This window comes from Streptomyces atratus, from assembly GCF_900119365.1.
Classification (GTDB): domain Bacteria; phylum Actinomycetota; class Actinomycetes; order Streptomycetales; family Streptomycetaceae; genus Streptomyces; species Streptomyces atratus_B.
The window spans coordinates 151,999-171,853 of record NZ_FPJO01000001.1; the positions used below are offsets into that span (position 1 = coordinate 151,999).

The following is a 19,855-nucleotide window of genomic DNA, read 5'->3' on the forward strand; positions in this document are numbered from 1 at the left end:
TAGCCGCGCCCCAATGGGCCCCGTTCTCCCGAAGCCGGCGAAGTGGCAAGTAGCTCTCTGTAATCAGAGTGACGCTCGGTCAAGAAGAGCGAGGCGGGGGCCGGGGACTTCGCCGGCCTGGAGGGCGGCGAAGTCGGCGTGCGCCCTCTCGGCAGCTTCGGGGTACGCCTCGCGCTTGGCTTGCTCGGCCAGTGCCCGGTAGACGCTGGCCACCGAGGGATTGCGCCCCTTGCGCTTGCCGGTGGGGATGATCAGGTCGGGCTGGATCTGCCCGACGGACTCGCCGTTCGCGCGGCGCCGCAGCACGGTGTGCAGCATGTCGTCGGTGATGACCGGCGGTCGGCCGCCGTGCTTGCCCTTGCGAGAGGCGGTGTCGAGCCCTTCCAGTGTGGACTCTCGGATGTTCTCACGCTCGGCACCCTGCGGGAAATGGCAGCTCAGCCAGCGCGCGCAGTCCACTCCGGCGGCGTCCACAACCGGGCATTGGCGCTGCCGACCTGGATCAGCGTTCCGGTATGTCGATCCTGACGCACCGGGCGGAACCCGTCGATCGCGAACACCTGCTGTCCGCTGGTGATGTCGACGCCCTGCAGACCGGCCTCGTCGGCGATCAGCAGATGCTCTCCGTCGGTGAAAAAGCCGAAATCGCCGACCGGCCAGGGGAACGTCGCGACCGCCTTGATCCATCGGACGCCCGGCGAGCGCAGTTCGATCGAGGTGGGGTCGAGGACGTGGACGGTACCGCTGCCGGCATCGTCCCGGTCATACACCGCGATCCGCCCGTCGTCGATCCACACCACCGGCCAGTTCCACTCCGAGACCTCGGGATACACCGCATAGCTGGGCCCGTCCTCGGACTCATACGGGTTGTCGTGCAGCCAGGCGGTCAGGCTCCACACCGCCGGCATCCCCCACGGCTGCCACACCCAACCGCCGTCGTAGACACGAGTCCCGTCAGGACTCAGCGACAGCGCGCCGTGGAAGTAATCGAGGTCGTGCTCCGCATCTTCCTCATCTCTATCCGGGCTGTCCCGCGCCGTAAGCACCTCGCCGGACGCGAGATCGGTGACATCCAACCGGTTCCAGTCAGTGCGATGGACGACAACCGGCCGGCCACCGTGTTCGGCGAACGCCAACGCGAACGGGACGGTTTCACAGCAGTAATCCCCACCGTCCAACTTCATCGCTGGCGAACCGGTGGTGAGATCGACGACGGTGCCGTACCGACCGCGGTCTTGAACCACCGCCGCCCAACGGCCACATCGAGACACGTGAAGCCGCAGCCGAACACCGCCACCGTATTCGGACGCCAGCCTCTCCTCCCGATACCGGGCCACGTCCTGCACCTCGCCGGTCGTCGGCGTCCACCGCGCCAGCCGTCCGTCCTCGGACAGCACCAGCCACGCCGGCCCCGCGTCACCGAGGGCCGCTGGCAACGCTGCCACATCCACGACCGGCCGCAGCGCGTCGGGAACCGCCACGTCCACCGTGATCATCGCCATTTTGATCCCATCGGTGCACCCGTGTGACCCCCCGCGGCGGCGTGAACAGCAGGTGATACGGCACCGTATCGGCAAAGTCGGTGAGCGCCGCGATGCCGGTCACGGCGGTGAGGTCAGCACGGATCTGGTCTATGTCGGGCTCATTCTCGCGCAGGTCCGCCTCGGTGTCGTCCAGCGAGAAGCCCCCTCCGCGCATGTTCGGCTTGGGGTGACCCTGCTCCTCGTGCCAGGTCGTCACGGCGGACATGGCACGTTCGACGGTCGACGGCCCGGCCGGCGCCCCGGTGCGCTTGCGGGGCGTGACGGTCAGGTGCTGGACCCACTCCGCCATCGTCTCGCCGGACGCCGGGACGGCCGTACGGCCCTCCGCCTCGCACCATGCTTCGAACGCCTTGCGGTCCGGCCAGCGCGAGATGGCCGTGGACGAGGTCATGGCGGAAGCCATGGAAGCTCTGTGGAAGCAGCGCAAGACGCTGAAGACGCCGGAGCGCGCCATGTACCGCATGGCCGAACGGATGGCCTGGAGGCGCTTCCCCCACGACCCGAGGGAGGCACCCGCTGACCTGCTGGAGACCGAGAAGGCCATGGAGGATCCGATCGACGCTCTGGTCGACCGGATCCTCGTGGAGGAGGAACTCGCCAAGCTCCCGGAGAAGACGCGTCAGTACCTCTACGACCACAAGGCGCTCGGCAAAACCGCGGAGAAGGTGGCGGCCGACTACGGCGTGCCCAAGGGCACAGTGACCCAGAACGTCCGCCGCAGCCTGGAAAAATGCGGCCGGCCTTCGACTGCCTGCGCTTCCTCGCAGCCCTCGCGGAGCTCATCCGGGAGATCAGCCACTGGCTCATCTCGTGAACACACGGCGCGCTGTCTTCCGGCGATAAGGGGTTCCCCGGCGGGGTCGGCAATACGCACAAGGACCCCGAGGCCTTCGCGAGCCTGCTCCACGACGTGGAGACCAAGCTCTTCGACCAGCTGCCCGACGAGACATGGGTCTACCCTGGCCACGGCCACGACACCACGCTCGGCGACGAGCGTCCGCAGCTGCCGCAGTGGCGCGCCCGCGGCTGGTGAAACGGGCCGCACCCGACCCCCGCGCGTGAGGTGAGCACCGGCCGGGGCGGGCAACGAATCGCTGCCCGCCCCGGCCGGTGCCGTTCCCGTCCGCAGCAGTGGTCAGGCGTCTGTGCCGGCACCCTTGCCGGCGGTCTCGTCGGCGTCCTCGACCGACTCCGTCCGGGCCTGCTTCTTGTTGGCCATGAGACTGGTGATCGTGGTGATCACCAGCACGCCGCAGATGACGCCGAGCGAGACCGGGATGGAGATCTCGGGGACGTGCACCCCGGACTCGTGCAGTGCGTGCAGCACCAGCTTCACCCCGATGAAGCCGAGGATGACCGAGAGCCCGTAGCTGAGGTGGACCAGCTTCTTCAGCAGCCCGCCGATCAGGAAGTACAGCTGCCGCAGTCCCATCAGGGCGAAGGCGTTGGCGGTGAAGACGATGTACGGGTCCTGGGTCAGACCGAAGATCGCAGGGATGGAGTCCAGGGCGAACAGCACGTCGGTGGTGCCGATGGCGAGCATGACGACCATCAGCGGCGTCAGGACGCGCTTGCCGTTGTTCCGGATGAAGAGCTTGGTGCCGTGGTAGCGGTCGGCCACCCCGAAGCGGCGCTCGATCGTCTTGAGCAGACGGTTCTCCTCGAACTCCTCCTCCTCGTCGGCCCGCGCCTCCTGGATGAGCTTCCAGGCGGTGTAGATCAGGAACGCGCCGAAGATGTAGAAGACCCACGAGAAGTTGGCGATCACGGCGGCACCGGCGGCGATGAAGACCGCCCGCAGCACCAGCGCGATCAGCACACCGATCAGCAGCACGCGTTGCTGGAGGTGTGAGGGGACCGAGAACTTCGCCATGATCAGGACGAAGACGAAGAGGTTGTCGACACTGAGCGACTTCTCGGTGATGAAACCGGCGAAGAACTCGCCCGAGGCCTGGCTCTCGCCGAAGAGCAGCAGGCCGAGTCCGAAGAGGACGGCCAGCGCGATCCAGACGACCGTCCAGATCCCGGCTTCCTTGGTCGTCACGTCATGGGGCTTGCGCCCGATGAAGAAGTCGACGGCGATAAGGGCTGACAGACCAAGAATGGTCAGCACCCAGAGGGTCCATGAAACGTCCACTGCGCCTCCGGCAGTTCGCTACGGCTACTGATCAGCGTCGTCGCTGCCGGAGGTCTCTTCCACCCGGGCACACGGGCTGCGCGCCACGGGCCGGCGCCCCGGGACCGGTCACGGTCCGTATTGACGGGAACGCCGCGTATGGGAGTACTCCCCTCCGCCCAAAGAACAGTACAGGCAACACCAAGGAAAGGTAAAGGGAAGGGTAAAGATCATTCAAAAGCGCTGGTAGGAGTGGTGAGAGAGCAAAGCCGGGCGCACCGGCCCAGGTGCGGCCGGTGCGCCCGGCTCAGGTCGGTGCCGGTACGCCGGGGCTCAGAAGCGCCGGGGGCGACGGGCCGCGGCCACCTTGGCGAGCACCTGTTCCAGGACCCGGCTGCCCTGCGGTATCCGCGGCGGCTCGTACGTCCAGGCGTGCCCCACCCAGGGATCGGCCAGGTGGTCGTCGGCGACCGGGGTGAGCCGGAGCAGCGAGCGCCACAGCGGGTCGAGCACCGGCCCGTACGCGCTGGCGTCCTCCCGGTCCGCGACCATCAGCAGATGGACGCCGACCGAGGGCCCCTCGTCGGCGAGGTAGCGCAGCTGGGTGACGGCCCGGTCGTCGAAGCCGTGCGGGAAGTCGTTGACGATCAGCAGCTGCTCGCCCGTGTCCACGTCCGGCGGAAGCGAGTCGGCGGCGCCGGCCCGGATCGCCATCTGCACCAGGTCGACACGCCGGGTGAGATGGGCGAGGACCGTGGCCACGCCTCCCGCTCCGGAGGCGGGCGGCCCCGCGAGCGCCCCGGACTGCGCCAGGGGTGCGAGCGCCCCGGCCCCCGAGCCGGCGGGGTCGATGACATGGACCGAGAACTCGTCGGCCGGGTAGACGGCCAGCAGCCGGGCCGCGTGCGCGACCGCGCTCTCCATGGCGAGGCCGCGCAGCCGGGCACCGTCCAGCACGGCCGCGGCCTCGGACGCCGTACGGCCGCTGTCGATCCAGATGCCGCGCTCCAGCGGCAGCCGGACCAGCAGCGGGATGCGCAGGCCGGGGTTCTCCGGCAGGTGGAGGTCACCGATGCGCAGCGCCATGGGGATCTCCATCGGGACGCGGTAGGCGTGCCAGACGGGGTTGTCCCAGCCCGCGAACGGGGCGGGCAGCGCGGGCTCCACCACGTCGGCCTCGGCGGCGAGCTGGGCGAGGTCACGGTCGAGGGCCTCGCGGGCCCGGGTGGTCAGCTCGTCGCGCTTGGCCCGGGCTTCCGCGCGGGCCCGGTCCCCCGCGCCGCCGATCCGGCTGCGCGGGTCGGACAGGGTGCGGTCGAGCTCCTGCTCCATGCGGGACTCGGCGAAGTCGACGGCGCTGCGGTAGGCGGCGGTGGTGCGGGACAGGTCCTCGAACATGCCCCAGATCTGGTTGTAGAGGCGCTCGTCCATGGACCAGCCGGTCGCGTCCCCGGCGACGGGCTGTGCGGGGCGTCCCGGCTGGGCGGGCGGCGCGGTGGGCGGGGGCGGCGGGGGTGCGGCGGCCTGGCGGCGCGGGTGCGCGTAGTTGATGGGCCCGCCCGTCGGGGCGGCGGGCGGCGGGGTGACGGGCTCCGTGAGCGGTTCGGGCGGCTGGGCGGCGGGCCTGCGGCCGTCCGGCGGCGGCATGGGGCCGGCGCCGGCGCCGGATCCGCCCCGGCCTGCGTCCGAGGTGCGCGGCGGGGGCGGGGTGACCGAGCGGGCCATCGCCCGGGTGACCGCGTCCTGGATGGATTGGGCCAGCTCGGCGGCCCGGGGCAGGCCCTGGTCGGCGAGCATGGCGGCGAGGCCGCCCGCGTAGCCCTGGCCGACGGCGCGTACCTTCCAGGCGCCCTGGCGGCGGTAGAGCTCCAGGGCCGCGACCGCGGACTCGGTGTCCAGTCCGGTGAGGGTGAAGGTGGCGATCTCGGTGCCGTCGAGCCCGGTGACGGCGACGAACGGGGAGGCGACCGCGCCGAACCGGACCGGGCCGCCGACTCCCGTCGGCAGGGCCAGCAGCACGGTGACCCGGTGCACCGAGGCGGGCAGGGCGTCGAGGTCCACGGCGAGCCGGTGGTCTGCGGCGGCCTGCCTGGACACTTCGAGCCCGGGGAGCTGGGGCGATCCCGGGTGGGCGATCCACTCGGTGCCGTGCACCGTGCCGTTCTCGTCGCCGAGCGTGGCACCGGCCACGACGGGCGTGCCGGCCGATACCCGGATCTCCAGACGGGTCTGGGGCAAGGTGTGGTTCTGCCCCCGGACCAGCTCGGCCGTCATTGCCCTGTCCCCTCGACGAGTCACTGCTGCGTGGTGCGCCGCGTGCGGTGCGGCGTCATGTGCCGCAGCTCCCGGCGGCCGATGCCTCCGGGAGCTGCGGGTACCGATGTGTACCGGCTCGGAGGGTGCCGAGGATCCCCGGCACCCTCCCCCGGTCGGGCCCTGCCTACAGGTGCGGCAGGATCGCCGGCATCAGGTCCTGGAAGGTACGGCCGTTGGCCGGGTTGCCGAGGGCAGTCATCTGCCACCCGTTCCCCGAGCGGTGCACCTTCGCCATGATCTGGGCGGTGTACTGCCCGCCGCCGTCCAGCGTGTAGCGCGCGAGCTCCTGGCCGTTGGTCTCGTCGACGATGCGGCAGAAGGCGTTCTGCACCTCCTGGAACGTCTGGCCGGTGAAGGAGTTCACCGTGAAGACGATCTGGTCGATGTGGACCGGCACCCGCTGCAGGTCGACGAGGATCGCCTCGTCGTCGCCGCCGGAACCGGCGCCGCCGACCAGGTTGTCCCCGGTGTGCTTGACGGAGCCGTCGTCACTGACGAGGTGGCGGAAGAAGACCACGTCGACCGGCTGCTTGTCGGCGAAGAGCACCGCCGATGCGTCGAGGTCGATCTCCCGTGTACGTGAACCGAACAGACCCCGGCGCGGTGCCGCCCGCCAGCCGAGCCCCATCCGCACCGCGGTCAGGGTCCCCCCGTCGCTCTTCTGCAGGCTGATGGCCTGACCCTTGGTCATATTGACCGTCACGCGCTGTCCCCTCTCCGCTCTCCCCGCAACCATCCGTGCGCGGTTTCCCAGCACCCTACGCAGTCGCGCCGGTGGCGCGGCCGCTCAGGGCCGTTTTGTGTCGGTCCTGCAACACACCGGATGCGACGGGCTCAGGCAAGGCCCGCTTCGCGCATCTGGCGCAGCTCCTTCTTCAGCTCCCCGACCTCGTCGCGCAGTCGCGCCGCCACCTCGAACTGGAGGTCCGCGGCGGCCGCCCGCATCCGGTCGGTCATCTCCTCGATGATTCCGGCGAGTTCGGTGGCGGGCCGGTCGGTGACCGCTTCGCCGCCGCCCTTGGCCTTCTTGGACGCGGCCGCCTTGACGCCCAGCGCGGGAACGGGTGCCTTGGCACCCTTCGCCTGGCGGTAGCCGGTGCCGAGCAGCTGCTCGGTGTCGACCTCCTCGCGGGCGATCGTCGCGACGATGTCATTGATCTTCTTCCGCAGCGGCTGCGGGTCGAGACCGCGCTCGGTGTTGTACGCGATCTGCTTCTCGCGGCGGCGGTTGGTCTCGTCGATGGCCTGCTCCATCGCCGGGGTGATCTTGTCCGCGTACATATGGACCTGTCCCGAGACGTTTCGGGCGGCGCGGCCGATGGTCTGGATCAGGGACGTCCCCGAGCGCAGGAAGCCCTGCTTGTCCGCGTCGAGGATGGCGACGAGCGACACCTCGGGCAGGTCGAGGCCCTCGCGCAGGAGGTTGATGCCGACCAGTACGTCGTACTCACCGGAGCGCAGCTCGCGCAGCAGCTCGATGCGGCGCAGCGTGTCGACGTCGCTGTGCAGATAGCGGACCTGGATGCCGAGCTCCAGGAAGTAGTCGGTGAGGTCCTCGGCCATCTTCTTGGTGAGCGTGGTGACCAGGACCCGCTCGTCCTTCTCGGCGCGGGTGCGGATCTCGTGCACCAGGTCGTCGATCTGGCCCTCGGTGGGCTTGACGACCACCTCGGGGTCGACGAGGCCGGTGGGGCGGATGATCTGCTCCACGAAGCCCTTGCCCCGGGACAGCTCGTACTTCCCGGGGGTGGCGGAGAGGTAGACGGTCTGGTTGATCCGGCTCAGGAACTCCTCCCACTTCAGCGGACGGTTGTCGAGCGCGGAGGGGAGCCGGAAGCCGTGGTCGACGAGGGTGCGCTTGCGGGAGGCGTCGCCCTCGTACATCGCACCGATCTGCGGCACGGTGACGTGCGACTCGTCGAGGACGAGGAGGAAGTCCTCGGGGAAGTAGTCGAGGAGGGTGTTGGGGGCGGTGCCTGGCGAGCGGCCGTCGAAGTGCATCGAGTAGTTCTCGACGCCGGAGCAGGTGCCGATCTGCCGGAGCATCTCGATGTCGTACGTGGTGCGCATCCGCAGCCGCTGGGCCTCCAGCATCTTGCCCTGCTTCTCCAGCTCGGCAAGGCGTTGCTCCAGCTCCTGCTCGATGCCGCTGACCGCCTTCTCCATGCGCTCGGGGCCTGCGACATAGTGGCTGGCGGGGAAGACGTGGAGGGACTGGTCCTCGCTCATCACCTCGCCGGTGAGCGGGTGGAGGGTGGAGAGGGCCTCGATCTCGTCGCCGAACATCTCGATGCGGACGGCGAGCTCCTCGTAGACCGGGAAGATCTCGATGGTGTCGCCGCGGACCCGGAAGGTGCCCCGGGCGAACGCGAGGTCGTTGCGGGTGTACTGGATCTCGACGAAGCGGCGCAGCAGCTGGTCCCGGTCGATCTCGTCGCCCACCTTGAGCTGGACCATCCGGTCCACGTACTCCTGGGGCGTACCGAGGCCGTAGATGCAGGAGACGGAGGCGACCACGACGACATCGCGCCGGGTGAGCAGCGAATTCGTCGCGGAGTGGCGCAGCCGCTCGACCTCCTCGTTGATCGAGGAGTCCTTCTCGATGTAGGTGTCCGACTGCGGGACGTACGCCTCGGGCTGGTAGTAGTCGTAGTACGAGACGAAGTACTCGACGGCGTTGTTGGGCAGCAGCTCGCGGAACTCGTTCGCCAGCTGTGCGGCGAGCGTCTTGTTCGGTGCCATCACGAGCGTGGGGCGCTGCAGCTTCTCGATCATCCACGCGGTGGTCGCCGATTTGCCGGTGCCGGTCGCGCCGAGCAGGACGACGTCCTTCTCGTCGGCGCGGATGCGCCGCTCCAGCTCGGCGATGGCCGCGGGCTGGTCGCCGCTGGGCTGGTAGGGACTGACGACCTCGAAAGGCGCCACCGAACGTTCGATCTTCGAAACGGGCCGCATGGAACCACCGTACGACCCGCCACTGACAACCGGACGGGGTCAGCCGATGTGCCGGGCCCGATCACCATTCTCCCGGCGGCGCGGGGTCGCGCGGCCGGGAGTGGAACGAGGCCGGGTCGGCATGCGTGCCGAACCGCGGCACCTGCCGCTGGGCCGGTATCCCCCGCGGCCGGCCGGCCTCCGCGTTCCCCGGGTCGTTCCAGTCCGGGGTGCCCATCACCATCAGTGGATCGAACATCACGACCACCGCGGCGAGGATCAGGAAGCAGCCGGGGCCGATCAGCAGCGGCACCAGCGGTGCGGTCGCCGTGGCGGCCGCGGCGGTCTCGGGGAGGGCGCCGGGGTGCAGATGGACGCTGAGCGCGGCCATGCCCGTGTAGTGCATGCCGCTCACCGCGACGCCCATGACGACGCTGGCCCCGAGGCTGGGCAGGAACCCGTGGACGGAGACGGCCGCCCAGAGCGCGGTGGTGGCGGCCACCACGGCGATCACGACGGAGAGGGCCACGGTGACCGTGTCGTACTCGAACTGCCCTTCGAGGCGCATTCCGGCCATGCCCAGGTAGTGCATGGTGGCCACGCCGAGTCCGGTGATGGTGCCGCCCGTCACCAGAGCCATTCCGGTGGCGCCGCGGTACCCGACGATGAAGATGCCGACGCCGACCATGCCGACGGCGACCGCGAGACTGGCGAAGGTGATCGGCTTGTCGTAGCCGATGGTCGCCCCTTCGACGGAGAAACCCATCATCGCTATGAAGTGCATGGTCCATATGCCGGAACCGATGGACGTCGCGCCGAGGGCCAGCCAGCCGGCCTTGAAGGAGCGCTCGGTACGCAGCGAACGGTTCGTGCAGCGCAGCCCGAGGGCCGCTCCGAGGCAGGCCATGAGGAAGGCCGCGACGGGCGTCACCGCTCCGTAGCTGAAACCGTCGATCGTGCCCTGCATGCTCGTACGCCCTTCGCGGAAGCCCGGGTTTCGGGGTGACCCTAAGGCGCGAGTCCCGGCAAACAAACAGAAGAGCTGCATTTTATCGAGCGGGAATTCGGCCTGTGACCCGGCATCGGCGGCCGCGTTCACGTTGTGGCCATCCTTCGCCTGTCCCCCGTTGGGGCGCGGCTGTCACTCTCGGCCCGTCCGCAACTTCTGACGCAAGGAGTACACGTGTACGCACGCACCGCAACCGCCGCTCTCGCCGCCGCCGCCCTGATGGGCACCGGCGCCTTTCTGATGTCGGGCTCCGACACGCGGACCCCGGACCGGGCCATGGCCGGCGCCGGGAACGTGGCCGCGGTCACCGGCATCAGCACCGTGAGCGCCCGGACCACGGACGCGAAGCGGACCGCCCCCGTCGTCTTCGCCCACCGGGGCGCTTCGGCCTATGCGCCGGAGAACACCCTGGCCGCCGTCGACAAGGCCGACGCCCTCGGCTTCGACTGGGTGGAGAACGACGTCCAGTTCACCAAGGACGGTGTGCTGGTGGTCGTGCACGACACCGATCTGAGGCGGACCACCGATGCCGAGGAGGTCTTCCCGGACCGGACCTCGTGGGCGGTCAAGGACTTCACGGCGGCGGAGATCGCCCGGCTGGACGCGGGCAGCTGGTTCGGCCAGCAGTTCGCCGGGACCCGCGTGCCCACGCTCAAGCAGTACCTGGACCGGGTCGAGCGCAACCGGCAGAAGCTGCTGCTGGAGATCAAGAGCCCCGAGATCTACCCGGGCATCGAGAAGGAGACCCTGCGGGTGCTGCGCCAGAAGGGGTGGCTCGACCGCTCTCACGTGAAGAACCGGCTCGTCATCCAGAGCTTCGGCGCGGACAGCGTGAAGAAGGTGCACCAGCTGCGCCCGGACGTCACGACGGGCTTCCTCGGCACCCCCGCGGTGGCCGACCTGCCCTCGTACGCGGCCTTCACCGACCAGATCAATCCCTCCTACAGATCCGTTTCGGCCGACTACGTGAACGCGGTGCACGCGCTGAAGGGCGCGCACGGCAAGAAGCTCCGGGTCAACACCTGGACGGTCAACGACGCGGCGAGCGCCCAGAAGGTGGCGGGCCTCGGCGTGGACGGGATCATCACCAACAACCCGGACGTGGTGCGCGAGGCCACGGGCTGAACCGGGGCCGCGGCCGGCTGTCAGTGGGCGGCCGTACCGTGGATCCCATGAACAGCAACGCAGTTGTCGAGTGGGCAGTCGTCGGGAGCGACATCGGCCCGCTGCTCCTTGCCGCGACCGGCACGGGCCTGGTGAGCGTGGTCTTCCACGCCCGCCCCGAGGTGCGGGTGAAGGCGCTCGGGCAGCTGCGGACGCGGCTCGGCGCGGAGCCGGTGGAGAGTCCCGGCTCCGCCCGGCTCGCCGAGCCGATACGCCGGCTCGCGGCGTACTTCGCGGGCTCGTCGCGGGAGTTCTCGCTCGACCTGGACTGGTCGCTGACCTCAGGCTTCAACCGCCAGGTGCTCCGCGAGCTGGCGACGGGCGTGCCGTACGGGACGGTCGTCGGATACGGGGAGCTGGCCGGGCGCGTGGGCCGGCCGGGTGCCGCGCAGGCGGTCGGGGTGGCCATGGCGTCCAATCCGCTGCCGGTGGTGGTGCCGTGCCACCGGGTGGTGGAGAGCGACGGCGGGCTCGGCGGTTTCGGCGGGGGTCTCGACACCAAGCGGCAGCTGCTGGCGCTGGAGGGTGTGCTGCCCCAGCCGCTGTTCTGAAAGGGCCGCCGGAGCCTTCGCACCGGGGAGCCCCTGGTGACCGCCGCCGTGGCGGCGCGCCGTGCCCGGTCCGAACCCGGTTTCGTACCCGTGCACGGACTGGCACACTGCGCCAGTGACCAACACCCTTGACGCACCTGACACCCCCACCGGGCCCGGCCGTCCCGCCGCCCTGGTCTCGGCGGCCGACCTTCCCGGGCTGCGGCGCAGAACGTCCGCGGTGCTCATAGGCAGCCAGATACTCGGCGGCCTCGGCGTGCCCATCGGTATCGCCCTGGCCCCCGTGCTGGCCACGGAGGTGAGCGGCTCCGAGGCGCTGTCCGGCCTGGCCCCGACCGCTTCGGTGACCGGGACCGCGCTGCTCTCGCTGCCGCTGGCCGCGCTGATGACCGCGCGCGGCCGACGCCCCGGTCTCGTACTGGCGTATCTGATCGGTGCGCTCGGCGCGGGGCTGGTGGTCCTGTCCACTCTCGTGGAGAGCTTCCCGTTGCTGCTGCTCGGCATGGCCGGGTTCGGTGCGGGTTCCTCGGCCAATCTGCAGGCCCGGTTCGCCGCCGCGGATCTGGCCGAGCCCGACCGGCGCGGCCGGGCGATCTCCACCGTCATCTGGGCCACCACGATCGGTTCGGTCCTCGGGCCGAACATCGCCGCTCCGGTGGGCCATGTCTTCCGCGGCTCCGCGATATCCGAGCAGGCGGGCCCGTTCGTCTTCGCGGCCGGGATCTTCCTGCTGGCGGCCGTGGTGGTCGGGGTGCTGCTGCGGCCGGACCCGCTGCTCACGGCGCGGGCGCTGGCGCCGCAGGGCGACGAATCCCGGGCCGGCCGTTCGCTGCGTGCGGGAGTCGCGGCGGTCCGGGCCTCGCCGATGGCACGGCTGGCGCTGGTGACGGTGGCCGTCTCGCACACCGCGATGGTCTCGATCATGGTGATGACCCCGGTCGACCTGGGCCACCACGGCGCCGGACTCCAGCTGATCGGCCTGGTCATCAGCGGCCATATCGCGGGGATGTACGCGTTCTCCCCGGTGATGGGCTGGCTGTCGGACCGCTTCGGCCGGCTCGCGGTGATCGGTCTGGCGGTCGGGCTGCTCTCCTGTGCCGCGCTGCTGGCCGGAACCGCGGGCGCCAGTCACGGGCGGACGGCGGCCGGCCTCTTCATGCTCGGTCTCGGCTGGTCGGCGGGGCTGGTCGCCGGTTCGGCGCTGCTCACCGACTCCGTGCCGCAGGCCGCCCGCGCCGCCGTGCAGGGTCTGTCGGATCTGACCATGAACACGGCGGCGGGCATCGGCGGAGCCGTCGCCGGGGTCATCGTCGCCCGGGCGAGCTACGGCTGGCTGAACGTGGCCGGAGCGTGTCTGCTGCTGCCGATGGCGACGCTGGCACTGCGCCGGGCACTCGCCCGGCCCGCGGCACCGGCGTCTTCCCACGACCTCTGAGGCCTCGGAGGCTCCTGAGGTTGCGGAGGCTCCCGAGGCCTCGGATGGCTCCTGATGCCTCAGAGGCTGATGTGGTACGCCTTGCGCAGCGTCTCGTGCACGGTCCACGTCGTACGGTCGCCCTCGCGCAGCACGCAGGCGTCCCCCGGCCCGAGCTCCAGCGTCGCGCCGTCCTCGACCACCACGGTCGCGCGGCCGCTCACGACCACGAAGAGTTCGTTGGCCTCGGTGTCGGTGACCACGCCGGGCGTGATCTGCCAGATCCCGCGCAGCTGCTTGCCGTCGGGCGACTCCCAGAGCACCTTGCCGGTCACCACGGGGTCGCCCGAGACGATCTGCGCGGGGTCGAGCGGTTCCGGTTCGAGTTCGGCATCCGGAATGTGTACGACGAACGAGGCAGGAGCTTGATCAAATGTGGTCATGGCCGGTCACCTTAGCGACCGCCCGAAGACGACTCGGCAGCAGGATGCGCCAGGACCGGTCGACAGAATCCCGGGCCGCCGACCGGCCCGCCCGACCGGTCCGCACGGGGCCGCTACCCCGGTCGCACGTTTGAGGCGACTGCGCCCGCGACAGGGATGTGGACATGTCATCCAACGCGTCGCACAGCGCACATCCCTGCGCCCCCGCCCTCTCCGCCGAGGTGCGGGCGGCCCTCGCCGCGCACCACCCCGTCGTGGCCCTGGAGTCGACGATCATCGCCCACGGTCTGCCGCGCCCGCGCAATCTGCGGGTCGCCGAGGAGCTCGAAGGGCTCGTACGTTCCGCGGGCGCGGTGCCCGCAACCATCGCCGTACTCGACGGAAGGGCCCATGTGGGCCTGGAGAAGGACCAGTTGGAGCGGGTCGCCACGGATCCCGCGATGCGGAAGCTGGGCCACCGGGACCTCGCACCGGCCCTGGCGACGGGCGCGAGCGGGGCGACGACCGTGTCCGCGACGGCGTTCCTGGCCGCACGCGCCGGCCTGCGCGTCTTCGCCACCGGCGGCCTCGGCGGTGTGCACCGGGAGTGGACCCGGACCCAGGACGAGTCCGCCGATCTCCGGCTTCTCGCACGGACCGGCGTCACGGTGGTGTGCGCGGGGGTGAAGTCGATCCTGGACGTCCCGGCCACGCTCCAGCGCCTGGAGACGCTGGGCGTCACAGTGCTCGGTTACGGCACCGACCGCTTCCCCGGCTTCTATCTGACCAGTTCGGGCGAGCCGGTCGACTGGACGGTTCGGACGCCCGAGGAGGTCGCGGAGGTGATGCGGGCCCAGGACGAGCTCGGCGGTCCCGGCTCCGCGCTGATCGTCGCCAACCCGGTCTCCATGGCGGACCAGTTGGACCCCGCGCTCCACGACCGTGTGCTGGCCGAGGCGCTGGAGGAGTGCCGGGAGCGCGGCGTCGTGGGCCAGGCCGTCACACCGTTCCTGCTGGACCGGCTGATGCGGGGAACCGGAGGCGCTTCGCTGGAGGCCAATCTGGCGGCCGTGCGCGGAAACGTGTCGCTCGCCGCGCGGATCTCCGGCGCGTGGGCCGCCGCGCCCCAGGACCCGGCGGCCCGACGATGACCGACGGCGGGCTGCTCGTCGTCGGGGATGTGGTCACGGATGTGGTGGCCCGGCACGGAACGGCACTGGTCCGCGGTACGGACACCGCGGCCCGTATCCATACCCTGCCCGGCGGCGCGGGGGCCAACGTCGCCTGCTGGGCGGCCCGTTCGGGATGTGCCGACGTACGGCTGCTGGCCAGGGTCGGCGCCGACAGCGCGGACTGGCACCGGGACGCGCTGCGGCGGGCGGGGGTGCGCTGCCTGCTGGCCGTGGACGACGACGTGCCGACCGCAACCGTCGTCGCGCTGGTCGACTCCGACGCCGAGCGCACCTTCCTCACCGACAGCGGAGCCGTGCTCCGCCTCTCCCCCGACGACTGGTCACCGTCGATGCTGGACGGCATCGCCCATCTCCATCTCTCCGGCTATCTCCTCTTCGCCGCGACGAGCCGTGCGACGGCCCTGCTCGCCCTGCGGGAGGCGCGGCGGCGACGGATCCCGGTGAGCATCGACCCGGCCTCGGCCGGCTTCCTCGCCCAGCTGGGCGCCGACCGGTTCCTGGCCGCCGCGGAGGGCGCCGGTCTGCTGCTGCCCAACGCGGACGAGGCCCGGTTGCTCACCGGACTGCCCGAACCGGCCGACGCAGCGGCCAAGCTGAGCCTCCAGGCCGGCCGGGTGGCCGTCACGCTCGGCGAGGGCGGGGCGCTGCTCGCCGCCGGGGGCGCGGTGACCCGGCACGTCCCGGCCGTCCGGGTGCGCGGGGCGGTGGACTCGACCGGTGCGGGCGACGCGTTCACCGGCGGCTTCCTCGCGGCGCACCTGGCGGGGGCGGACGACGCCTCGGCCGTGGCGGCGGGCTGCCGGGCGGGCGCGGAGGCGGTCACCACCGTGGGCGGCCGCCCCGGCCCATGACGAGACACCGGCCCGCAGCTCTGACCCATGATCAGGCGTCGGGCCGCGGCCCCGCCCACCCCGTCCAGGCCGGGTGCAGCGGATCGTCGGCCCGTACGACCGCGTCCGCACGGTCGCCGGGCGCCGCCTCGTCCTCGTACCGCGCGAAAGCGGGCAGGGTCCAGCGCTCGCCCTCCTCGGTACGCCGCCGCAGCGCGCCCGGCGACAGCCGCAGATGGACGCTCAGGTCGAACGGGAACCAGTGCCCCAGCAGCAACGGGCCGTGCACCACCAGCACTCCGCCCTCGGGCAGCGGCCGGTACGGGCTGCGGGTGGCCCGGTCGGTCGCCGGATCCCAGAGGTCGGGCAGCACCCGCCCGCTGCCGCCGGCTTCCAGCGGTCCGAAGACCTCGCGCCACAGCGCGCCCGTGTCGAACCAGCTGTCGTAGTACGAGTCGGGGTCCTCCTTGCCGTACTCGTACCGGAGGCTCGCCGGGCGCAGGAATCCCTCGGTGGCCACGACCAGCACCGCACGGCCCCGGACCCGCAGCGCCTGCGCGACGCGCTCGGCCAGTTCCCCGGTTCGGGCCGCCGGAGCGCCGTCGACGGCGACCTTCAGCCAGGGTCCGCCGTCGGCGGCTTCGAGGGCGTCGGCATGTGCGGCGAAGGCTTCGGCCAGCCGCTCCCAGGTGATCGCTTCGAATCGCACCCCACCATCATCGCCTCGGGCCCGGCGCTCAGTCCCGGCCGTCCCACCAGCGGGGGGGCGTCCTCGTCGGGTCCGTCGGGGCCGGCGAAGCGGAACGGGACGCCGAGCCGCTCCGCCAGTTCGCGGCCCGTCCGCGCCGCCTCGACGGTCCCCGCCGCGCCGATCCGGAAGTGGGCCAGGGCAACGCCCTCCCACGGCCGGGCCGGCACGGCGCTCAGCACCACGATCCAGCCCCAGGTGTCACCGTCCCAGACCGCCTCGACGGCCACGGGGTCGCGGGGCAGGGCGCCGGCTGCGGCGGCCAGGGTGTCCACGTCGTGGCGGGGCGGGGGCGGGGGCGGCATGCGGTCCGCGAGCGCGCGGTGGCGCCCGGCCAGCACGTCCATGCACACGTGCAGCTCCGGACGGGGTTCGGTGCCGCTCTCCCGCATCGCGTGGACGGCCCGGATGTCCCGGCCCGCCAGGACCGGTTCGTCGACCCGCTCACGTACACCGGCGGGGAATGTCCACCACAGAAGCTGTGCCCGGTGGCTCTCGGCGAGGCGCAGCACCCGGTCGGCGAGCGGGCGCAGGCGCGGTTCGCGGTCGGCCGCCGCTTCGGCGAGCCGGCGGATGTCGGCGGACCACTGTCCGGAGACGTGGTCCGGCGCGTCGATGCGCCGCAAGCCGCGCTCCAGCAGCCCCCGGGCGTTCTCCGGCTGCCCGCGCAGTACGGCCTTCGTCGCGGCGACCGCGTTGGCCAGCGCGCTCGCGGGCGGCGACCAGTCGTCACCGCACGCCGCGGGGTGGCCCTGGCCGGGTGCGGCCGGGGACGCCCCGATCTCCAGGTCCACGCGCCAGAAGAGCGGCAGTCCGCGGAAGGCGGCGAAGAGCAGACGCCGCTCGCGGGAGTCTTGCGAATCGGGGTCCGTACGCAGGGAGTCCAGTGGCAGAACCGCTTCGAGCACCTCTCGGACGGCGGCGAGGCAGGTGTCGAACCGGTCGCCGGGCACGGTCCAGGCGAGGTCGATGTCGCTGTACGGGTCCGCCGTTCCACGGGCGAGCGAGCCCCGCAGCTCCGCCCGCGAGCCGGGGCAGTGCGCGGTGAGCGCCCGCATCAGCTCCCGCGCGAACGCGGCGCGGCGCGCCGGGTCGAGTACGCACGCGCCCGTCCGGTCCTGCGGTTCCTTCCCGTCCATGGCCTCTGCCTCCCGCCGTTCGGAAAACGCTCCGTCCCCGGCGCGTCCGCCTCCTACGCTCTGCCCCATGGACCTCGAATTCGCCCGCACGTTCGCCGCCGAGTGGCTGGACGGCTGGAACTGCCATGATCTGGAACGCATTCTGACGCACTATCACGAGGACGTGACGTTCAGCTCGCCCGTCATCGCGCAGATGACCGGCGACGCGTCCGGCACGGTGCACGGCAAGGAGGCGCTGCGCGCGTACTGGGCCACCGGCCTGGAGCGCATCCCCGAGTTGCGGTTCGAGCTGGTGGACGTCCGGGTGAGCGTCCATGCCCTGGTGATCGACTACCGCAACCAGATCGGCGGCCGGGTCAGCGAGGTGCTGACTTTCCGCGACGGGCTGGTGGTCTCCGGGTTCGGGGCGTACGGGGAGACGCTCGCCAACTGACGTCCGGCCGAACGCTGCCGGTGGCCGCACGGGAGCCGGCGGCGGGAACACCTCCGGGCCGGGCCGTCACTCGCCGCGCAGCTCGGCGGCGAGCGGCCCGTCGCCCGACACCTCGATACGCCCGCCCTTGACGGCCTCGGCGAGGGTCAGCCCGCCCCGCGCCAGCTCCAGGCAGGCCTCGACGTCGAGTGCGATACGGGCATCGGCGCGGGCGGCGGGACCGTCCCCGTAGACCGCCGACCCGTCCTGTGCGTCACCGGCACGTACATGGAACTCGCCCTCGTCCAGGTGGACTTCGACGATCCCCGCATGGGTCAGCCCGTCCAGCGCGCGCAGCAGCGGGAGGGCGAACCAGTGGGCCCGCACCGCGTCGGTGGCGCGCCGTTCGGCCAGCGCGGGCGCACCCCACTCGGCGAGCGCGGCGAGTACCGGCATCAGGCCGTGGCCGCGCGCGGTCAGTTCGTAGACCGAGGCGGCGGCGGGCGGCGGGAGCCGGCGGCGGGTGGCGAGGCCGCTCTGCTCCATGTCCCTGAGCCGGGAGGCGAGCACGTCCGTACTGACGCCGGGCAGGTCGGCGTGGAGGTCGGTGTAGCGGCGGGGGCCCGCCAGCAGTTCACGGACGATCAGCAGGGTCCACCGGTCGCCCACGGAGTCGAGGGCACGCGCGGTGGCGCAGAACTGGTCGTAGCTCCGGCGGCGGACCGGGCGCGTTGCGGGCTGTTGCTGACGTGGCATGCGACGCAGTCTAGACATGTTGTTGGACTTTCCAAGCCTGAGCTTGGTAAAACCAAGTATCGCAATCAGGTCGGGGAGGCCACCGCATGGAATTCCGGCAGTCCAGCAAGCTCGACGAGGTCTGTTACGAGATCCGGGGCCCGGTCATCGAGCACGCCAACGCCCTGGAGAAGGCGGGCCACAGCGTGCTCCGGCTCAACACGGGCAACCCCGCGCTCTTCGGCTTCGAAGCGCCGGAGGAGGTCGTCCAGGACGTGATCCGGATGCTTCCGCAGGCCCATGGCTACACCGATTCGCGCGGCATCCTGTCCGCCCGCCGGGCGGTGGCGCAGCGCTACCAGGCGATGGGGCTGGCGGACGTCGGGGTCGACGACATCTTCCTCGGCAACGGTGTCTCCGAGCTGATCTCGATGGCCGTCCAGGCGCTGCTGGAGGACGGCGACGAGGTGCTCGTCCCGTCCCCCGACTACCCGCTGTGGACCGCGGTGGTGACCCTCGCGGGCGGCAAGTCCGTGCACTACACCTGCGACGAGGCCGCGGACTGGAACCCCGACCTCGCCGACATGGCTTCGAAGATCACCGACCGCACCAAGGCCGTCGTGATCATCAACCCGAACAATCCGACCGGCGCCGTCTATCCGCGCGAGATCCTCGAAGGCATCCTCGATCTGGCGCGCAGGCACGGCCTGATGGTGTTCGCCGACGAGATCTACGACCAGGTCCTGTACGACGACGCCGAGCACCACAGCGTGGCGACCCTCGCCCCCGACCTGGTCTGCCTCACCTTCAGCGGCCTGTCGAAGACGTACCGCGTGGCGGGCTTCCGATCCGGCTGGATGGTGGTCTCCGGCCCGCAGCAGCACGCCCGCGGCTATCTGGAGGGGCTGACCACGCTCGCCTCCATGCGCCTGTGCCCCAATGCGCCCGCGCAGTACGCCATTCAGGCCGCGCTCGGCGGCCGGCAGTCGATCCGGGAGCTGGTCGCGCCGGGCGGCAGGCTGTACGAGCAGCGCAACCGGGCCTGGGAGAAGCTGAACGAGATCCCGGGGGTGTCGTGCGTGAAGCCGAAGGGCGCGCTGTACGCGTTCCCGCGCCTGGATCCGAAGGTGCACCGCATCGTCGACGACGAGAAGTTCGTGCTGGATCTGCTGCTGCGGGAGAAGATCCAGGTCGTGCAGGGCACCGGCTTCAACTGGCCGCGGCCCGACCACTTCCGGATCCTCACCCTCCCGTACGCTGACGATCTCGACGCGGCGATCAGCCGCATCGGCCGCTTCCTGACCGGATACCGCCAGTGATCGGATACC

Annotated in this window: 19 protein-coding genes and 1 pseudogene; 8 read left to right on the forward strand and 12 right to left on the reverse strand. The window is 71.3% G+C overall.

Annotated features, from left to right (window positions below):
• Positions 1–63: 63 nt before the first annotated feature.
• The 3 genes from BT364_RS00750 to BT364_RS42480 are packed head-to-tail and all read right to left on the reverse strand — an operon-like array spanning position 64 to position 1,998.
• The gene (locus BT364_RS00750) at positions 64–474 is read right to left on the reverse strand and encodes a ferritin family protein (RefSeq protein ID WP_256259544.1); all 411 of its coding nucleotides are present in this window, start codon (positions 472–474) and stop codon (positions 64–66) included.
• On the reverse strand, positions 438–1,496 hold the full coding sequence (locus BT364_RS00755; RefSeq protein WP_143166440.1) for a hypothetical protein: 1,059 nt from the start codon (positions 1,494–1,496) through the stop codon (positions 438–440). The genes BT364_RS00750 and BT364_RS00755 overlap by 37 nt, the downstream gene beginning before the upstream one ends.
• A complete protein-coding gene (locus tag BT364_RS42480; RefSeq protein WP_256259545.1) occupies positions 1,417–1,998 on the reverse strand; it encodes a hypothetical protein in 582 nt (193 codons plus the stop codon). The genes BT364_RS00755 and BT364_RS42480 overlap by 80 nt, the downstream gene beginning before the upstream one ends.
• Positions 1,999–2,379: 381 nt before the next feature.
• Between BT364_RS42480 and BT364_RS00765 the strand changes: the two are divergent.
• A pseudogene (locus tag BT364_RS00765) lies at positions 2,380–2,577 on the forward strand (MBL fold metallo-hydrolase); the annotation flags it as partial.
• Positions 2,578–2,679: 102 nt separating this feature from the next.
• Here BT364_RS00765 and BT364_RS00770 read toward each other — a convergent pair.
• The 5 genes from BT364_RS00770 to BT364_RS00790 all read right to left on the reverse strand — a co-directional run bounded on the left by BT364_RS00770 (position 2,680) and on the right by BT364_RS00790 (position 9,877).
• Positions 2,680–3,681: a TerC family protein gene (locus tag BT364_RS00770; protein ID WP_072483084.1), complete on the reverse strand. Its 1,002-nt coding sequence runs from the start codon at positions 3,679–3,681 to the stop codon at positions 2,680–2,682.
• Positions 3,682–3,993: 312 nt separating this feature from the next.
• On the reverse strand, positions 3,994–5,934 hold the full coding sequence (locus BT364_RS00775; RefSeq protein WP_072483085.1) for a TerD family protein: 1,941 nt from the start codon (positions 5,932–5,934) through the stop codon (positions 3,994–3,996).
• 166 nt (positions 5,935–6,100) lie between these two features.
• Positions 6,101–6,679 carry a TerD family protein gene (locus tag BT364_RS00780; RefSeq protein ID WP_072483086.1) on the reverse strand — a complete coding sequence of 193 codons (579 nt, stop codon included), beginning with the start codon at positions 6,677–6,679 and terminating at the stop codon, positions 6,101–6,103.
• A gap of 131 nt (positions 6,680–6,810) precedes the next feature.
• A complete protein-coding gene (gene uvrB, locus BT364_RS00785) occupies positions 6,811–8,931 on the reverse strand; it encodes an excinuclease ABC subunit UvrB (RefSeq protein WP_072483087.1) in 2,121 nt (706 codons plus the stop codon).
• 61 nt (positions 8,932–8,992) lie between these two features.
• Complete coding sequence (locus BT364_RS00790; protein WP_072483088.1) at positions 8,993–9,877, reverse strand: MHYT domain-containing protein; 885 nt, start codon at positions 9,875–9,877, stop codon at positions 8,993–8,995.
• Between the two features lie 216 nt (positions 9,878–10,093).
• Between BT364_RS00790 and BT364_RS00795 the strand changes: the two genes are divergently transcribed.
• From BT364_RS00795 to BT364_RS00805, 3 genes are all read left to right on the forward strand, one after another.
• Entirely contained in the window at positions 10,094–11,044 is a 951-nt protein-coding gene (locus BT364_RS00795; protein WP_072483089.1) for a glycerophosphodiester phosphodiesterase, read from the forward strand.
• Positions 11,045–11,091: 47 nt separating this feature from the next.
• Positions 11,092–11,634, forward strand: a complete 543-nt coding sequence (locus BT364_RS00800; RefSeq protein WP_072483090.1) for a methylated-DNA--[protein]-cysteine S-methyltransferase — start codon at positions 11,092–11,094, stop codon at positions 11,632–11,634.
• Positions 11,635–11,749: 115 nt separating this feature from the next.
• On the forward strand, positions 11,750–13,069 hold the full coding sequence (locus BT364_RS00805) for an MFS transporter (protein WP_072483091.1): 1,320 nt from the start codon (positions 11,750–11,752) through the stop codon (positions 13,067–13,069).
• 59 nt (positions 13,070–13,128) lie between these two features.
• Here BT364_RS00805 and BT364_RS00810 read toward each other — a convergent pair whose 3' ends face one another.
• Complete coding sequence (locus BT364_RS00810; protein ID WP_072483092.1) at positions 13,129–13,491, reverse strand: cupin domain-containing protein; 363 nt, start codon at positions 13,489–13,491, stop codon at positions 13,129–13,131.
• A 164-nt stretch (positions 13,492–13,655) separates the two neighbouring features.
• Here BT364_RS00810 and BT364_RS00815 point away from each other — a divergent pair, with 164 nt between their 5' ends.
• Entirely contained in the window at positions 13,656–14,621 is a 966-nt protein-coding gene (locus BT364_RS00815; protein ID WP_072483093.1) for a pseudouridine-5'-phosphate glycosidase, read from the forward strand.
• The gene (locus tag BT364_RS00820; protein WP_072483658.1) at positions 14,618–15,514 is read left to right on the forward strand and encodes a carbohydrate kinase family protein; all 897 of its coding nucleotides are present in this window, start codon (positions 14,618–14,620) and stop codon (positions 15,512–15,514) included. Before BT364_RS00815 ends, BT364_RS00820 begins: the two co-directional genes overlap by 4 nt.
• A gap of 31 nt (positions 15,515–15,545) precedes the next feature.
• Here the strand turns inward: BT364_RS00820 and BT364_RS00825 are convergent, their stop codons facing one another.
• Both BT364_RS00825 and BT364_RS39715 read right to left on the reverse strand, forming a co-directional pair.
• Entirely contained in the window at positions 15,546–16,202 is a 657-nt protein-coding gene (locus tag BT364_RS00825; RefSeq protein ID WP_072483094.1) for a nucleoside/nucleotide kinase family protein, read from the reverse strand.
• Positions 16,109–17,380: a nucleotidyltransferase domain-containing protein gene (locus BT364_RS39715; protein WP_072483095.1), complete on the reverse strand. Its 1,272-nt coding sequence runs from the start codon at positions 17,378–17,380 to the stop codon at positions 16,109–16,111. The genes BT364_RS00825 and BT364_RS39715 overlap by 94 nt, the downstream gene beginning before the upstream one ends.
• 67 nt (positions 17,381–17,447) lie before the next feature.
• Between BT364_RS39715 and BT364_RS00835 the strand changes: the two genes are divergently transcribed.
• On the forward strand, positions 17,448–17,813 hold the full coding sequence (locus BT364_RS00835) for a nuclear transport factor 2 family protein (protein WP_072483096.1): 366 nt from the start codon (positions 17,448–17,450) through the stop codon (positions 17,811–17,813).
• Positions 17,814–17,879: 66 nt separating this feature from the next.
• Here the strand turns inward: BT364_RS00835 and BT364_RS00840 are convergent, their stop codons facing one another.
• Positions 17,880–18,548, reverse strand: coding sequence for a winged helix-turn-helix transcriptional regulator (locus tag BT364_RS00840; protein WP_072483097.1), 669 nt, complete (start codon positions 18,546–18,548; stop codon positions 17,880–17,882).
• Positions 18,549–18,634: 86 nt separating this feature from the next.
• On the opposite strand from BT364_RS00840, the gene BT364_RS00845 reads away from it, so the two are divergent.
• Positions 18,635–19,846 carry a pyridoxal phosphate-dependent aminotransferase gene (locus tag BT364_RS00845; RefSeq protein ID WP_072483098.1) on the forward strand — a complete coding sequence of 404 codons (1,212 nt, stop codon included), beginning with the start codon at positions 18,635–18,637 and terminating at the stop codon, positions 19,844–19,846.
• Positions 19,847–19,855: the final 9 nt, after the last annotated feature.

Coding starts and splice junctions, on each gene's coding strand:
- BT364_RS00755 (WP_143166440.1), bottom strand. CDS start 1,496: ATGATCACGGTGGACGTGGCGGTTCCCGACGCGCTGCGGCCGGTCGTG.
- BT364_RS42480 (WP_256259545.1), bottom strand. CDS start 1,998: ATGGCGCGCTCCGGCGTCTTCAGCGTCTTGCGCTGCTTCCACAGAGCT.
- BT364_RS00775 (WP_072483085.1), bottom strand. CDS start 5,934: ATGACGGCCGAGCTGGTCCGGGGGCAGAACCACACCTTGCCCCAGACC.
- uvrB (WP_072483087.1), bottom strand. CDS start 8,931: ATGCGGCCCGTTTCGAAGATCGAACGTTCGGTGGCGCCTTTCGAGGTC.
- BT364_RS00790 (WP_072483088.1), bottom strand. CDS start 9,877: ATGCAGGGCACGATCGACGGTTTCAGCTACGGAGCGGTGACGCCCGTC.
- BT364_RS00800 (WP_072483090.1), top strand. CDS start 11,092: ATGAACAGCAACGCAGTTGTCGAGTGGGCAGTCGTCGGGAGCGACATC.
- BT364_RS00810 (WP_072483092.1), bottom strand. CDS start 13,491: ATGACCACATTTGATCAAGCTCCTGCCTCGTTCGTCGTACACATTCCG.
- BT364_RS00815 (WP_072483093.1), top strand. CDS start 13,656: ATGTCATCCAACGCGTCGCACAGCGCACATCCCTGCGCCCCCGCCCTC.
- BT364_RS00820 (WP_072483658.1), top strand. CDS start 14,618: ATGACCGACGGCGGGCTGCTCGTCGTCGGGGATGTGGTCACGGATGTG.
- BT364_RS39715 (WP_072483095.1), bottom strand. CDS start 17,380: ATGGACGGGAAGGAACCGCAGGACCGGACGGGCGCGTGCGTACTCGAC.
- BT364_RS00835 (WP_072483096.1), top strand. CDS start 17,448: ATGGACCTCGAATTCGCCCGCACGTTCGCCGCCGAGTGGCTGGACGGC.
- BT364_RS00840 (WP_072483097.1), bottom strand. CDS start 18,548: ATGCCACGTCAGCAACAGCCCGCAACGCGCCCGGTCCGCCGCCGGAGC.
- BT364_RS00845 (WP_072483098.1), top strand. CDS start 18,635: ATGGAATTCCGGCAGTCCAGCAAGCTCGACGAGGTCTGTTACGAGATC.